Annotated in this window: 10 protein-coding genes; 5 read left to right on the top strand and 5 right to left on the bottom strand. The window is 45.1% G+C overall.

Translation table 11 applies throughout. From position 1 onward, the window contains the following. Nucleotides 1-3: 3 nt before the first annotated feature. A complete protein-coding gene (porW, locus tag NBH07_RS11615; RefSeq protein ID WP_156682569.1) occupies nt 4-3564 on the top strand; it encodes a type IX secretion system periplasmic lipoprotein PorW/SprE in 3561 nt (1186 codons plus the stop codon). Between the two features lie 12 nt (nt 3565-3576). Here the strand turns inward: porW and map are convergent, their stop codons facing one another. The 5 genes from map to NBH07_RS11590 form a co-directional block, all read right to left on the bottom strand. Further along, nucleotides 3577-4434, bottom strand: coding sequence for a type I methionyl aminopeptidase (gene map, locus NBH07_RS11610; protein WP_005860093.1), 858 nt, complete (start codon nt 4432-4434; stop codon nt 3577-3579). 71 nt (nt 4435-4505) lie between these two features. Further along, nucleotides 4506-5519: an AI-2E family transporter gene (locus NBH07_RS11605; protein WP_005860091.1), complete on the bottom strand. Its 1014-nt coding sequence runs from the start codon at nt 5517-5519 to the stop codon at nt 4506-4508. A gap of 56 nt (nt 5520-5575) precedes the next feature. Beyond that, nucleotides 5576-6751: an N-acetylglucosamine-6-phosphate deacetylase gene (nagA, locus tag NBH07_RS11600; RefSeq protein ID WP_005860089.1), complete on the bottom strand. Its 1176-nt coding sequence runs from the start codon at nt 6749-6751 to the stop codon at nt 5576-5578. 11 nt (nt 6752-6762) lie between these two features. Then, nucleotides 6763-8145, bottom strand: a complete 1383-nt coding sequence (locus NBH07_RS11595; protein ID WP_009275212.1) for a S41 family peptidase — start codon at nt 8143-8145, stop codon at nt 6763-6765. Nucleotides 8146-8221: 76 nt separating this feature from the next. Continuing rightward, nucleotides 8222-9907: a Na/Pi cotransporter family protein gene (locus NBH07_RS11590; RefSeq protein WP_005860085.1), complete on the bottom strand. Its 1686-nt coding sequence runs from the start codon at nt 9905-9907 to the stop codon at nt 8222-8224. Nucleotides 9908-9990: 83 nt separating this feature from the next. On the opposite strand from NBH07_RS11590, the gene NBH07_RS11585 reads away from it, so the two are divergent. The 4 genes from NBH07_RS11585 (at nt 9991) to NBH07_RS11570 (ending at nt 16066) form a co-directional block, all read left to right on the top strand. Beyond that, entirely contained in the window at nt 9991-11658 is a 1668-nt protein-coding gene (locus tag NBH07_RS11585) for a nucleoside kinase (RefSeq protein ID WP_005860083.1), read from the top strand. A gap of 133 nt (nt 11659-11791) precedes the next feature. After that, a complete protein-coding gene (locus NBH07_RS11580) occupies nt 11792-13360 on the top strand; it encodes a PD-(D/E)XK nuclease domain-containing ATP-binding protein (protein WP_005860081.1) in 1569 nt (522 codons plus the stop codon). Between the two features lie 360 nt (nt 13361-13720). Next, a complete protein-coding gene (locus tag NBH07_RS11575) occupies nt 13721-15532 on the top strand; it encodes a tetratricopeptide repeat protein (RefSeq protein ID WP_005860079.1) in 1812 nt (603 codons plus the stop codon). Nucleotides 15533-15703: 171 nt separating this feature from the next. Then, the gene (locus tag NBH07_RS11570; RefSeq protein ID WP_250833511.1) at nt 15704-16066 is read left to right on the top strand and encodes a DUF3244 domain-containing protein; all 363 of its coding nucleotides are present in this window, start codon (nt 15704-15706) and stop codon (nt 16064-16066) included. Nucleotides 16067-16068: the final 2 nt, after the last annotated feature.

Raw genomic sequence — 16068 nt, 5'->3', positions numbered from 1 at the left:
AGAATGAAAAAAGGGTTTTATTACATAGTGGCGTTATTAACGGTACTCTTGCTTTGGTCGTGCAGCACGAAGAAGAACACGAAAGCGAGCCGTTTTTATCATGCCTTTACGACCCGTTATAATATTTATTTCAATGGAAAACAGGCGTTTGACGAGGCACTGAAAAGCCAACAGGACGGATATAAAGAGAACTATTCCGACAGGATCTATATGTATCCGATCAGCGCCCAGCCTAAAGACAAAGCCGAGCCGGGCGGCCCTTTCGACCGGACGATCGAGAAAAGTAATAAAGCTATTAAACTACACTCCATAAAAGCGAAACCGGCCAAGAAACCGGGCTGGCGGAATAATCCCAAACTACGTGCTATCCAAGAACAAGAGGAGTATAACCCTTTCTTAAAGAATAGTTGGCTGATCATGGGACAGGCGCAATTCTACAATGCCGATTTCCTGCAAGCCTCCGCTACCTTTTCCTATATAGCCCGTCATTACGCGAAGGACGAGGAGGTCGTGGCCGAGGCCCGTTTGTGGCAAGCCCGTTGTTATTCCGAGATGGGTTGGTTCTATGAATCCGAGGATATCTTGGATAAGATGAACAAGAACGGTATTCCTGCTTCCGCCTTGAAGCAATATGCGGCGGTGTATGCCGATTATTTGATCAAGAACGGGCAGTTCGAGGATGCCATCCCTTATCTGAAGACCGCTATCAAGGCGGAGAAAAACCGGAAGCAACGTACCCGGATGAAGTATCTTTTGGGACAAATCTATGCGGATCAAGAATTAGATGGCTTGGCTTATAAGACCTTTGGTGAGGTAGCCCGTTCGAATCCTCCGTATGAGTTGGAATTTGCCTCACGTATCCGTCAGACAGAAGTATTCTCGGGTACGAATTACTTGAAAGTGGTGAAGATGCTCGAGAAAATGGCGAAAAGCCAGAAGAATAAGGATTATCTGGATCAAGTATACTATGCTTTAGGAAATGTATACCTCAGCCGGGAAGATACGGTGAATGCCATAAAGAACTATCAACTCGGTATCGATAAGAGTACATTGAATGGAATGGATAAGGCGATCTGCCAGATAAAGCTGGGAGATATCTATTTTACGATGCGGGATTACGTGAAAGCGCAACCTTGCTTTAGCGGAGCCTTAGCCGGAATTCAAAAGGAATACAGGGATTATGAACGGGTTTCTAAATTGTCGGCGATTCTGGATGAATTGGTCGTGCATGTAGAAGCGGTCCATCTTCAAGACAGTTTGCAAGCCTTGGCTAAATTACCGGAAGCGGAGCGGTTAGCGATTATCGATAAGAAGATTGAGGAGGTAAAGAAAGAGGAGGAAGAGGCGAAAGCCTTGGCTGAGAAGGAGGCTTATCTGGCCGAGCAGGAAGCGAAAGGCACCGGAATCGACCGTCCCGGTACGGAAACCAATGCTGTTGTCTTGCCGAATGCGTCCGGTGGAGCGTCTTTCTATTTCTATAATCCTCAGACCGTAGCGCAAGGAAAGACACAGTTCCAGCGTAAATGGGGACGTCGTCCGTTGGAAGATCACTGGCGCCGCCGTAAGAAGGAACTCTCTACCTTTAATGAGAATCTGGATGAGGAGATGCTGGCCGAGGGAGATTCCACCCAAATGGTAGGGCCGGACGGTGAGCCGTTGCCGACCGATTCGATAGGCGGTGACCTGTCGGCTGTTGCCGCCGATGATCCGCATACCCGTGAGTATTACCTACAGCAGCTACCTTTCACGCAAGAGGATATAGACGCTTCTAACATTATTATTATAGACGGTCTTTACAATATGGCGATGATCTATAAGGATAAGTTGGAGGATATCCCCTTATCTGTCGAGGCATTCGAGAATTTGGAACGCCGTTTCCCGGATAATGAGCACCGTTTGGAGAGCTATTATCAAGTATATTTGATGGCCCTGAAAACTGGAAATACAGTGTTGGCTACCGAGTATAAGAATAAACTAATGAACGCCTTCCCGAAAAGCGATTATGCGGTAGCTGTGGCTGATCCGAATTACGAGTATAATATCCGCATGATGGATGTGGTACAAGACTCGATCTATCAAGCTACTTACGACCGTTATCTGGAGAGCGATACAGCGTATGTACGTAAGAGTTTCCGGTACGTAAGCGAGAAATATCCATTGGCTACATTGATGCCTAAATTCATGTTCTTGGATGCGTTATCATATGTGCAGGCCGGGGATGCGGAAGGCTTTAAGAATGCCTTGAAAGCGCTGGTCGAGAAGTATCCGAACGCGGATGTCACGGAACTGGCCGGGGAGATGTTGAAAGGTGTTCTTCGGGGACGTGCCTTGGTGCAGGGCGGTGTGAAAGGTATGAGTTGGAACTTACGATTCGGTTTGGGCGAGGATGGTATGTTATCTGCCGAGGATTCGGCCCGTGTATTTAATCCGGAACGGAATACGCCTTATCAGATGCTTTTGGTATATCCTACGGGTAGCGTAGATCAGAATCAGTTGCTATTCGCTGTCGCCGCTTATAACTTTGCGAACTTCATGGTGAAAGAGTTTGATTTGGCTTTGGAGCAGGCCGGCCCGATCAGTATGCTGGCGATTAAAGGATTTATTAGTTTTGATGAGATTATCCAATATTATAAGATGATATACGGTAAGGATGGTTATGCTACGGCCTTGAATAAAGCGGTTGCCGTGTTACCGATCTCTGATGATAATTATGAGACCTTGATGCGTGGCAAGACCTTGGATGAATATATCACCTTCTTCGATGAGAGCTTCGGTGAGGAATTACCGGATCTGGCAGGTCGTTGGAAAGCCCGTATGGAAGCCGCTAAGGAGGAGGAGGCGACTGAAGATGAAATGATCACGGAGGAAGAAGCCGAAGTGCCGGAAAAGGCAGATGAATTGAAACCAGAAGTTGAACCAGAAAAACAACCTGTTACAGAGCCGGAGGAGGAACAACGGTCTGTTCAAGAACCTGTCCGACAGCTTGCTATGCCAGTCGTCCCGGATACGATTGAGGTCCCTGCGTTTGACAAACCGGAAATCCAGCCTGTCGATACCCTTCGTAAGGATACGGTTCCTGTTGTTCAGCCGGCGGTTGAGGATCAAGGCATGACCTTGAAAGAAATCCAAGAGATCCGTAAACGGGAAGCTGCCGAAGAAGAAGCCCGCAAGGAAGAGGCTCGTAAGGCTTTCGAGGCCCAGCAAAAGGCGGATAAGGAATTACGTGAGCAGAAAGCGAAAGAACAGGAAGAACTTCTCAAGAAGCAAGCGGAGGAAGAACGTGCCCTGTTGAAAGCGAAGGCTGATCGAGAGAAACAGCTGGAAGCTGACCGCAAAGCCAAGCTGAAACAAGCGGAAGCCGACCGTAAGGCGAAACTGAAAGCTCGTGAGGACCTTCGTAAGGAAAAAGAACGTGCTTATAAGCAACGCTTGAAACAGAAGGAAAAAGAGCGCAAGGAGAAGGAACGCTTATACAAGCAAAAATTGAAAGAGAAGGAAAAAGCCCGCAAGGAAGCCTTGCGGGAAAAGGAAAAGGTAGCCCGGGAAAAGGCCCGGAAGCGTTAATTGCATTAGATATTAATAGGTAAGAATTTCCAATCCTGTCTCTGTCATCAAGAAGGTATGTTCCCATTGGGCGGAGGGTAGTTCATCCTCGGTGATGACCGTCCAACCGTCTTCCTCGTCGATAAATACTTTCCAAGTACCCATGTTAATCATAGGCTCGATCGTAAAGACCATACCCGGAACTAAAAGCATCCCAGTTCCTTTTCGTCCGAAATGACAAACTTCCGGTTCCTCATGGAATTCCAGACCGACGCCATGTCCGCATAAATCCCGTACGACAGAGAATCCGTTTTTCTCCGCATGCTTTTGAATAGCGTTGCCTATATCACCGACGAATCCGAACGGCTTCGCCGCTTTCATACCGATCTCCAGACATTCCTTGGCGACCTGTACCAATTTCTGCTTTTCCGGAGATACGTTCCCGATCATGAACATGCGGGACGCATCCGAATAATAACCATCTAAAATCGTTGAGACATCCACATTAATAATATCACCGTCTCTTAGGATCTCCTTCTCACTGGGAATACCGTGACAAACGACCTCGTTGATAGAGGTACATACACTTTTAGGGAACCCCTCATAGTTTAAGGGGGCTGGAATCGCTCCATGCCCTACCGTATAATCATACACCAATTTATCGATAACAGCTGTAGACATACCTTCTTTAATCTCCTTCTGGATTAAGTCCAGCACCCCTGTATTGATCACGCTACTTCTGCGGATGCCTTCAATCTGCTCTGGAGTCTTGATAAGCTTGCGGGTGGGTACTAAATGTCCTTTATTTTGGATATATAGGATTTTCTTGTCTAATTCGGTGAGAGGTTGCCCCTTGATAGGCTTCCAATTGTTTACTGTTCTACGTGACATATTAATTCATTTTACTCAAAATGTAGTGTAAAGGTATGACTTTTTAAGATACCCTGTCCTGTAGATACTCTTTATTTATCCAAATAGCTCTTCTTGAAGATATCTATACAAAGAAGGAATAAGGATAATAACAACGGCCCGAAGATGATCCCCATAAATCCGAATAAGGACAACCCGATTACGACTCCGAAGACGGTGATTAACGGATGTATATCCGCCAACTTCTTTTGTAGGATAAAACGAATCAGATTATCGACGTTCGTAATGACAAGCAAGGCATAAATAGCCAATCCCAAGGCATGTACCCAATCTCCGTTTAAAGCCATATAAGCCGCCAACGGAACCCAGACCAATGCGGTCCCTACAATGGGAATGATCGTAGCGATACAAGTGAGAAACCCAAATAACAGCGGATCGGGAGTCTGAAAGATAAAGTAACCGATCACCGCTACGATACCTTGTATAACCGCCAAAAGAGGGATACCTATGGCGTTTGATTTTACGATCATATTGATCTCGTTGAGTACCTCATCCTTGTTTTGATCACTGAAGGGGAATAAGGTGTATAGATAGTTTTCCATTTTTCTTCCGCCTATCAACATGAAGTACAGAATGAAAATCAAGACGACGACATTTACGGCGAAACTGCTTATGCTACCCACTAAAAACTGTCCGATTTGTGGGAGTATAGAGGCCACTTTTAATAAGTTTCCTCTATCCAGTACATCAAACCCGGTCTTTTCCTGAACTAGATCCGCTATATGTTGGCCTGTATTTAGCAGTACAGTCGGGTCTAAATTAATATTTTGAGTTTTGTTGATTACCAACCAGATCGCCAATGTGATTGGGATTAAGAAACATAAGATTGTTTCCCCCAGTAACAGTAAAGCTGCAAAAGCCGGTCTCATATTTAGCTTTTCTGTCAGATGGAACATCTGTCCACGCAGCAATATATAGATGGTGAATGCTCCAAGTATACCTCCAAGAAACGGGGTAATCTTAAAAAATAGAATTACCCCTAGTCCTAATATAATGGTGATCAATGAGTATCTCCAGTAATGTTCTTTTACGTTTTCCATATACATTCATGCCCTTATTTATCTAAAAACAAGATAGGAGAAGTCATTGTTTATTGGATTTCTTATTCTTTGGAGAGCCGTTTACCTTCGATGAAGGTCTCTTGAATCTCTATATCGTTGTTGAAAATGATGATATCGGCATCCTTTCCTTTCTCCAATGTTCCTTTACGGTCTAAAAGACCCATTAGGCGGGCTGGGCTTTCGGAAGCCATACGAACAGCGTCGTGCAATGGAATTTCCGCTTTCTCGACTAGGGTACGGATCAAACGGATTCCGGTAGCTATACTTCCCGCGATAGCTGAGCGATCGGCTAATTTACATACGCCTTCCTCGATAATTACCCGGGAGTCCGGAAAATGTTCCGTACCGTTATCGCAAGCGGCGGCGGCCATTGCGTCCGTGATTAAGGACGTACGTTCTACCCCTTTGATTTGATATACCAACTTTAAGATTGCCGGCGGTACGTGGATACCATCGGCTACAACTTCAACGGTCATATCTTTCATGAGATAAATACCTTCTACTGTTCCTTCATGTTTATACTCACGGTCTTTATGGACGGAAGTCATGGCATTGTAGAAGTGGGTAGCATGGGTGAATCCGGCTTCGTATGCTTTTTTCACTTGGAGATAATCGGCTGTGGTGTGGGCTAGTGAAACCAACACACCATGAGCTGACGCATATTTACCGAATTCCAAAGCCCCGTCAAGCTCGGGGGCGGCGCTCCAGCGTTTAACACATTGGGTACTGTTTAGTAATTCCTTATATTCTTGGGGATCGGGCGGGTAAATATAATTAGGGTCTTGTCCGCCTTTCATAGCCATATTCAAATAGTTGCCTTCGAGATGTAATCCCATGATGCGGGCTCCCTGTTCCGGGTGGTTCATGATGTGCTCGCAGGTCTTGATCGCTTCCCGGAAGGTATCGATAGGGGCAGCTGCCAATGTAGGATATAAAGCCGTTGTTCCCTGTAAAGCATGTGCTCTTGTGATCGCATAGAACGCTTTCGGGGTAGCTTCCGTGAAATCATGTCCGTTGCCGCCGTGTACATGCGTGTCGATACAGCCGGGAGCCACATAATATCCTTTTGCGTCGATGATCTCCGCATGAGGAATCTCCCGGTTTTGCCCGGTGATCTCCACTATTTTCCCATCCGAGATGATGATTTGCCCGTTTGGTAGGAGACCCGAAGGAGTTAATACTTTTGCGTTTATGATTTTAAGAAATGCGCTTTCCATATATCTTGTTTTTAGTCTTTTGGAATCAGTAATAAGTTATCCTTATAGGACAACGGGGGATTATATTGGATTTCCCGGTTGCCCCTCGGGGTAGCGGATCGTAAGAGCGGTGACTGGCCGGTTATCTCGTAAATAGCTTGTCCTAATAAAGGATCCTTCAAATCTCCGAATTCAGCTAGATCACTCTTGAATTCATCGATAGCTACATCGGGATGAAATCCGTCTTCATAATCAGCTTCCCGATCCTTATTATAAATATGGAAAGTGACGGGAGAAAGTATCCAGCCATATTTTTTAGATTCATTGTAGATCGTCATACCGACGGTCTTGCCAAAAGTCTGCTTACCGATAACCCGAACGTCTAGATAAGATCGTAGCGAGTTAATGATAAGTTCGGAGGCAGAAGCCGTAGTTGAACCTGTCAAAACAAATAGCCGTTGTAGGTTTAAGTTTCCCGCCATGACCTCGGTCGTTTTGAGCAAAGGTAAGGTCTCATTTTTATTGGAGTTTTTATCGTTATACTCCATGATACATAAAGGTTCTCCTAAAACGTTTTCACGGACTAATAGCGAAGCCAGTAATTGGGCGCAATTGACAAGCCCACCCCCATTATAGCGTAAATCAAGTACGAACTCATTGACGTTGCGACTTTTGAATTTTTCGAAGAGTTGTTGCAAATAAAGATTATAACTAGTGTCGCTATAATCGTATTCATTCGGTCCGGAGGCGAAATGGTTGTACATCAAATAGCCGATTCGCTTATTGCCATATGTGTATACGGAATCTTTTAGGAATGGGGTGTCTTCTACCGTTCGGGATGCGTTCAAGGTAACTCTTCGGGTGGAGACGAATCCCTTGGTGTTTCCTGTTTCTTTTCCTAGTTGGAGGGATACGCTGCCTCCGCTTCTCAACACATCATAGTCTTGGATAGAACCCAAGGAGCCGTTTACGCCAAGTATCCAGTCTCCCCGTTTCAATCCGGCTTCTTCGGCGGGTGAATCCTTTAATACATAAAGGACAATGGCTATTTTATAGGTCCTGCCTCCGTCTTTAAGGTTGGAAGTCGCGAAATCGAATCCGTATGAGTTGTTCGCGTCGTAAATGCTCTTTGTTACGGTCGCTTTCTCTAATTGGGAGAAGTAATGATGGCCATCAGAAAGCTCTTTCCCGTCTTTATCGGATAACAGGCCCTTGAAGAAGCTCTCCGGATCAAGACTAAAGTCCAAGGAACTTTTATCCGGGAACTCGGAATACCAAAGATAATTCTCTCGCATCGTTTGCTCGATCCATTGATTTACTTCATTGTCGGTTGCCGGAATATCGATATCATCTTTCTCGCAAGCGGAGAATGCTAAAAGGCCAAGGATAACGATCGTATAATACTTATAATTCATAGTGGATATATATTAAAAACAGCCCTTCTCTCAATAACGGAAAAGGGCTGTTGATATTGTTAAGGACAAATATACGCTATATTTTCTTCTCGATAACCGCTTGAACAACATTTAATACATAATCGCCCAGCTTTTCACTTTCACTAACCATGTCCATGTAATAAACGCCATCTTGATATTGGTACAGCTTATTGTTGATATCTTCGATATTCCGGCTCTTCAACTGGTTACGGTAGTTGTTGATCTCGTTCTCTATGTTATAAGAAGGATTGATATCATCATGTACGAGTTCCGGTTTATGCAAAATTAGGTTCATGCGATTTAACGCCCCGGATACCAGCTCGAACATATGATCCAAGTGCTTGTTTTGCTCCTCCGTGAATTCGGATTTGAACTCGTTTCTGCGTTTGATACTTCGGGCAAGGTTATTACAAGAATCCGCTATACTCTCGATTTCCGAGACGGCACGTAGCATGATACGGATTTCTTCCTTACTTTCAGAACTCAAACGGCCTTCCGATACTTCAGTCAAGTAATTTGCGATCTCGATCTCCATGCGGTCGCTGATATTCTCGTATTTCTCGATGCGGCTATAAGTCTTGAGGAAGGTCTCCTCATTCTTCTCGTAGAATAATTCTTTCACCATATTAAACATCCTAGCCGTACGCTCGGCGAATAATGAGATTTCTTTATGCGCTTGCAGGATAGAAAGCTCGGCGGTGGATAACATACCTCCCGTGATATAGCGAAGGCGGTATTCCTCGTCTTCCACCTTGGGCTTGATAAGCGTACATACGGTCTTTTCGATCAAGCTTACGAACCAGATCATAATGAAAGTATTACTGATATTGAATGCTGTGTGGAACGCTGCCAGTTTAAAGGATACCGCCACAGCCGGATCACTGACCTTCATTACATGGGTAACAAACCATGAGACGGCATTCGTGAAAGGGTAGAAGAGCACCAAAACCCACATGACACCGAAAACGTTGAAAACAAGGTGCGCTAACGCGGCTCGTCGTGCTTGTGTGTTTCCGGTTAATGCGGCTAAGTTGGCCGTAATCGTGGTTCCGATATTCTCGCCTAATACCAAAGCGACTCCCAAATGATAATCGATCCAGCCGTTGGCGCACATAATCAATGTAATAGCCATCGTGGCAGCGGAGGCTTGTACGATCATGGTTAAGATCGCTCCGATAAATAAGAACAAGATGATGGAGAAAAATCCCATATCCGTATAATTCTGCACGAAAGCCAGCATCTCCGGATTCGCTCCGAGGTCCGGGGCGTTTGCCTTTAAGCTTTGAAGCCCCATGAACAGGAACGCGAAACCAAAGACAAATTCACCAATTGATTTACGAGAGCTTTTTCCTGAGAAGAAGAGTGGGAGAGCGAAAGCTAAAAGGGGAAGGGCGAATGCGGCGATATCGACCTTGAAACCGAGGGCGGAGATAAGCCATGCCGTTACCGTGGTTCCGATGTTGGCACCCATAATGACTCCGATGGATTGGGTCAATGTCAAGAGTCCGGCATTCACGAAACTCACGACCATAACCGTCGTAGCCGATGAGGATTGGATGAGAGCCGTTATTAACACGCCGGTGAGCACACCGGTCACTCTGTTTGTGGTCATCGCGGTTAGTATTCGACGTAAACTGTCACCCGCAAATTTTTGTAACCCTTCACTCATGATCTTCATTCCGTACAAGAACAGCGCCAAGGAGCCGATCAGCCGGAGAAAATCAAAAAAAGAATAGTCCATTTAAATTACGTTTAAGTGGATTGTATATCCGATTAATATTCCTAACTTTAGGGGGCGAATTTACAAATAATAACTGAGATAGTATGTCTGAGACAATAACAATTTACTGCAAAAATAATAATACCTACAAGGATGTACCCATTGGTTCTTCGTTGTTGGACATTTATACGGCGCTTGGCGCTCCGCTTCGGTACAGGCCGATGAACGCGCAAGTGAATAATAAGACGGAAAGCTTGAACTTCCGTTGCTGGCAACCGAAGGATATCGAATTTATCGACTATACTCAATTATCCGGATTGAGAACCTATGTCCGCTCGCTTTGCCATATATTTTCCAAGGCGGTGTATGATATTTGGCCGACGGCGACCTTAAATCTGGAACATCCGGTGTCGAAAGGTTACTATTGCGTGATCCATAACGGCAAGAACATCGATCTGGAGACGATCGAGAGGATCAAGAAACGTATGTGGGAGTTGATTGACGCGGATCTTCCTTTCCTCCATAAGAGTGTCCGTACGGTGGATGCCGCCGTATTGTTCAGGGAGCGGGGTATGAATGATAAGGCTCGCTTAATAGAGACGGCGGGATTGCCTTATACCTCTTATTATGAGTTGGAAGGTTATATCAACTTCTTTTATGGCTGTTTAACCCCTTCGACCGGCTATATCCAATTGTTTGACTTGGAACCGTATATGGATGGCGTTTTGCTCCGTATTCCGAAGCAGACCGATCCGATGGAATTGCAGCCTGTCATCAAGCAGGATAAGATGTTCGAGGCTTATAAGGAACACCTTACATTGCAGCGGACTGTCGGCTTAGATAATGTGGGGGATTTGAATTTAGCGATAGAGAAAGGCCGCTCTCAGGATATAATCCTTGTCTCTGAGGCGATGCAGGAAAAACAGGTTGCTAAGATCGCCGAAAAGATCGCCGATGGATATAAAGAGGGCATCCGTATCGTCTTGATCTCTGGCCCTTCTTCTTCGGGAAAGACTACGTTTTGCAAGCGTTTGCAAGTGCAATTAACAACTAACCTGCTTCATCCGGTAGGAATTTCCTTGGATGATTATTTCTTGAACCGGGAAGATACACCGAAGGATGAGCATGGCGAGTATGATTTTGAATCCTTGTATGCGCTGGATTTACCCTATTTTAATAAGGATTTGAAGAAGTTGTTATCCGGGGAAGAGATCGATTTGCCGACTTTTAATTTCGAGACCGGCCAACGGGTTTTCAAAGGGAAGAAGCTTAAGCTTCGTGAGAACTCGATCTTGGTGATAGAAGGTATCCATGCCTTGAATCCGGAGCTGACGGAGTTTATCGATGATAAATATAAATATCGGGTATATGTCTCGGTCTTGACCTCTATCTCTTTGGATAACCATAATTGGATACCGACGACGGATAATCGTCTGCTGCGCCGTATCATCCGGGATTATCGCTTTAGGGGATATTCGGCGGAAGATACGATCAACCGTTGGCCGAGCGTTCGCCGGGGTGAGGATAAATGGATCTTTCCGTATCAGGAGAATGCGGACGCTATGTTTAACAGCGCCATGTTGTATGAGCTGGCCGCCTTGCGCAAATTTGCGGAACCGATCCTCGCGCAAGTGCCGGAGAGTAGTAAGGCGAATGCGGAGGCGTATCGTTTGCTCCGTTTCCTCCGCTACTTTAATTACATCCCGACGGAGGAACTTCCCGGAACTTCCTTGCTCCGTGAATTCTTGGGGGGAGGAAGCTTCAAGTACTAGGTAGAATCATACTCTATAAAGCCTTTAAAAAAAGACGTACGTGTTTTTCCGAAAACATGTACGTCTTTTTTTGAAAACATGTACGTGTTTTTTTCATATCTTTGTCTATGAGTCACATTAAACACAAGACGATATGAACCAGACTATTTACCCCATCGGCATACAGAACTTCGAGAAGATCCGCAAGGACGGCTATCTCTACATTGATAAGACCGCCTTGATCTATCAATTGGTGAAAACAGGAAGCTACTATTTCCTCAGCCGCCCGCGTCGATTCGGGAAGAGTCTGCTGCTATCCACGCTGGAGGCCTATTTCCAAGGGAAAAAGGAGCTGTTCGAGGGACTGGCCATGGAGAAGCTGGAGAAAGAGTGGACCAAGTATCCGATCTTGCATTTCGACTTGAATATCTCCCACTACGACGCCCCTGACAGCTTGTATAAGATATTAAATGATACCTTGTCCAGATATGAGGAGGAGTATGGGACACGGCCTACCGAGGAGACCCTGCCCCTCCGCTTCGCCGGAATCATCGACCGGGCCTACCGCAAAACCGGACAGCGGGCCGTGATCCTGATCGACGAGTACGACAAGCCCTTGCTACAGAACTTGCACGACGAAGAGATGCAAAACCGGTTCCGGAACATGCTCAAACCCTTCTACGGTGTGTTGAAGACTATGGACAGGGCTATACGCTTCGCCCTACTGACCGGCGTGACCAAGTTCGGGAAGGTAAGCGTCTTCAGCGACCTCAACAATCTGGACGATATATCCATGCGGGAGCCTTACGCCGCCATTTGCGGCATCACGGAAACGGAGCTGCGTACGCATTTCGATGAGGACATCCATACGTTGGCCTCTGCCCTTGAGCGGACATACGAGGAGGCCCGATCCTTGCTACGGAAACGGTACGACGGCTATCATTTCGTGGCCGGGGGACCGGGCATTTATAACCCTTTCAGCCTGCTGAATACCTTCAAGTATATGCGGCTCAGCGATTATTGGTTCGAGACGGGCACGCCCACTTACTTGGTGGAGTTGCTGAAACGAACGAATTACGACCTGTACGACATGGCCAACACCGAGACCGACGCTGATGTGTTGAACAGCATCGACTCCGCTTCGAACAATCCCATCCCCGTCATCTACCAAAGCGGATACCTCACGATCAAGGATTACGAGCCGGAATTCAAGATCTATCGCTTAGGTTTCCCCAACCAAGAGGTAGAGGAGGGTTTCATGAAATACTTACTGCCGTTCTATACGAACATTCAAGCCTCGAAGTCTCCTTTCGAGATAGGCCGCTTTGTGAGAGAGGTACGGGCAGGAGACTACGACGCCTTCTTCCACCGCCTACAAAGCTTCTTCGCCGATACCTCTTACGAGGCGATTATTGGCCGGAACCCGGAACGGGACACGGAGCTGCATTACCGCAACGTGCTCTTCATCGTCTTCAAGCTGGTCGGACTGTACACGCAAGTGGAATACCACACCTCGAATGGACGCATCGACCTCGTCCTACAAACCGACCGCTACGTCTATATTATGGAGTTCAAGCTGAACGGAACCGCAGAGGAGGCTCTGCGGCAGATCGAGGAGAAAGGTTATGCCCTACCCTTCGCCGGAGACGACCGGGAGGTCTTAAAGATCGGCGCGAATTTCTCCTCCGAGACCCGGAATATCGAGAGGTGGCTGGTAGGGTGAAAAAGTCCTATTTTTATCCATATATACTTACTTGGCCAACGCAGTATATATTCTATGCCCGGAGAAGATATACTTCATCGGCAAAGTAAGTATATCTTCTCTGGGAAAAGGCTTCTCAAGTGAATAACTGATCACTTCCCAAGCCGTTAACTGACGGCTACCCCTACTCGTTAGTTATTCACTTGACAAGCCGTTAGTTATTCACTTGTCAAGCCATAAACGGATGACTTGCTTCTAGTGTAACCGTCTGTTATTCAATATGTTTTAATGGTAATAAAAATAGATCCAAAAAGTCGGGATTTCCAGCCAAGATATTCTCGTCTTTTTGTATTATTTTTACCCTCAACAAATAACACGCAAATGAAGAAAAACATTGTTTTCCTGTTAATTCTAATACCTATTATATGGATCTCTTGCGATGGGATGGGGCATCAAACCATAGACTTCCGGAAAGTAGAGAACCTTATGCCTCAACATCCGGATAGCGCGTTAATGCTCCTTGAACAAATAGAGAACAAAGAAAACCTATCCCGAAAAGATAAGGCACATTATTCTTTGCTGCTGACGGAAGCGGAAGACAAGACGTACGTTACGCATACCACCGACTCCCTGATCTCGATCGCCGCGGATTATTACGAGAAAACAGACGACTTGGGAAGAAAAGCGAAAGCTTGGTATTATAAAGGAAGAATCAATCAAGACTTGGGGCACCCGCTAAAAGCGCAGGAATATTACCTCAAAGCTCTTCGGGATGAGGAAAAGATAGAGGATCATGCCTTGCTTGGTAGGATCCATAATCATATAGGTATGCTCTATGCCTACCAGAAGGTTTATGAGAAGGCATTGCCTTTCCAGAAAAAAGCGGTGGAGAATTTTCATCTAATAAATGACAGTACAGGACAGGTGTTCGCATTGCGGGACTTAGGGCGTACCTTCTTGATGCTGGGCCTTCAAGACAGCTCCATTATTTGCAACCAAAAAGCGATCGCTTTAATGAGGAAGAGAATTATTCCTTCGGTTTATACGGAATTAGCAGGTCTCTATATAGACAGACAACGCATGGAGGAAGCACATGGATTATTGCGGACATCTTTACAAAACGTAGCAAAACCACAAGCCAAATATCCCGTATATCTAGTGCTTGGGGAACTTTATAAGAAAAGCGGTCAAATCGACTCGGCTCGCTTTTACTTACAAGCCTGTATAAATTCTGCACCTTTACCCGAGACACGTGCCGGAGGACTTTTCCATTTGAAAGAAATAGCCTTGGAGAAAGGGCAATGGGAACAAGCGGCGTTATTATCTAAGCAATACGAATTATTAAAAGATTCTATAGAGCAAGGAAAGAATGCTGAATCCATCCGGAACGTACAAGCGTTCTATTCATATAACGAAATCGAACAGGATTTATGGGAGGCACGGCTTTACGCCTCTAAACAGAAGTCCTTTTATTCTTTACTCATAACGGCTTGCCTGTTTTTATTAACAGTAGCCCTACTGCGTTTCATCCATTACAGGCGAGAACGAAAAAACCTGTTACAACGGTTAAAAGCCAATGAGGAACAAATTCAAAGAAATGAGCAGACCCTGAAAAATATATCTGACGTAAAGGATAGCCTACAGAACGAGATCCAAATTTACAAAACGACAGAGCGACAACTTTCCAAGGAAAAAGATGAGCAACTAAAGCGGACAAACGAGGAGATTAGGCAAAAAATCATGCAATTAGAGAAATTGTCTCATACCAAAGATGAATTAGAGAAAAATTTGCTCACCCTTCGGAGTGAGAACTCAAACTTAAAGAAACGGGAACAAGCAAGAGAAGAAGAGCGGAAAAAAATAGAGGAATCAGAGCGACTGCAAAACGAACGCCTATATGATAAATTCCGTTCCCCCGCTGGCTGGGAACCCACGGATACGGATTGGCATAAACTTTTCATCTCGGTGGACAAACTTTACCCAAAGATGGTGACCACCTTGCAAAAATCCACCTCCTTAAACGAATCGGAGAGGAAAATCTGTTATCTAAGTAAAATAGGAGTAAAACCCGGGGCGATCGAAATCTTGCTGGGTAAGGGAAACGTATCCGTTTATCGAAAAAGATTGTATGAGAAGCTCACCAAGAAGGAAGGAGCAGCGAAGGATTTTGATAAATATATATCTGATATATAATAATTTATGCAGGATTTAAAATTAATAAAAACGAACAAAAATGAACAAAAGCGAGAATAGGACGAAAAAATATTTTTTCGCATTGTTCATTTTTGTTCATTCGCTTATTGTTTTTTTACTGATATTTCGTAAACGATTAAAATACAACCAGTAATTAAACAATATTAGAGCATGAAAACAAATTTGTTGACCTTCTGTATCTTTTTAGGTTCTTTTTTCTCCATTTCATTGGCGTACGGGGATGACATTCCTACACAAGGAAGATGGGATGATGAGGATTATCGTTCCATCACGGCGTTGCCACCCACATTGTCCATAGATAACAATATACTGAGCATAGAGTTCAAGGATGCTCTGGATAACCTGACAATTCATATTACGGATGAGAATAGTAATATAATATATGAGAATACATTTTCCGGTGCGATGGGCGATATAATCGACATTCCAGTGAACGGGATGCGAACAGGGACATATCAAGTTATCCTGACCTATAAGTTAGGATGGCTAGTGGGTGAATTTGAAAATCAATAAAC

The sequence above is a fragment of the Parabacteroides sp. B2-S-102 genome (assembly GCF_023656665.1).
Classification (GTDB): Bacteria; Bacteroidota; Bacteroidia; order Bacteroidales; family Tannerellaceae; genus Parabacteroides; species Parabacteroides distasonis.
The sequence above is the reverse complement of the archived record's forward strand: the minus strand, read 5'-3'. Positions and strand labels throughout refer to the sequence as shown.

What these genes read in the sequence shown, in the direction of transcription:
- NBH07_RS11595 (WP_009275212.1), bottom strand. Translation starts at nt 8,145, where the DNA reads ATGAATTATAAGTATTATACGATCGTTATCCTTGGCCTTTTAGCATTC.
- NBH07_RS11585 (WP_005860083.1), top strand. Translation starts at nt 9,991, where the DNA reads ATGTCTGAGACAATAACAATTTACTGCAAAAATAATAATACCTACAAG.
- porW (WP_156682569.1), top strand. Translation starts at nt 4, where the DNA reads ATGAAAAAAGGGTTTTATTACATAGTGGCGTTATTAACGGTACTCTTG.
- NBH07_RS11590 (WP_005860085.1), bottom strand. Translation starts at nt 9,907, where the DNA reads ATGGACTATTCTTTTTTTGATTTTCTCCGGCTGATCGGCTCCTTGGCG.
- NBH07_RS11605 (WP_005860091.1), bottom strand. Translation starts at nt 5,519, where the DNA reads ATGTATATGGAAAACGTAAAAGAACATTACTGGAGATACTCATTGATC.
- map (WP_005860093.1), bottom strand. Translation starts at nt 4,434, where the DNA reads ATGTCACGTAGAACAGTAAACAATTGGAAGCCTATCAAGGGGCAACCT.
- NBH07_RS11575 (WP_005860079.1), top strand. Translation starts at nt 13,721, where the DNA reads ATGAAGAAAAACATTGTTTTCCTGTTAATTCTAATACCTATTATATGG.
- nagA (WP_005860089.1), bottom strand. Translation starts at nt 6,751, where the DNA reads ATGGAAAGCGCATTTCTTAAAATCATAAACGCAAAAGTATTAACTCCT.
- NBH07_RS11570 (WP_250833511.1), top strand. Translation starts at nt 15,704, where the DNA reads ATGAAAACAAATTTGTTGACCTTCTGTATCTTTTTAGGTTCTTTTTTC.
- NBH07_RS11580 (WP_005860081.1), top strand. Translation starts at nt 11,792, where the DNA reads ATGAACCAGACTATTTACCCCATCGGCATACAGAACTTCGAGAAGATC.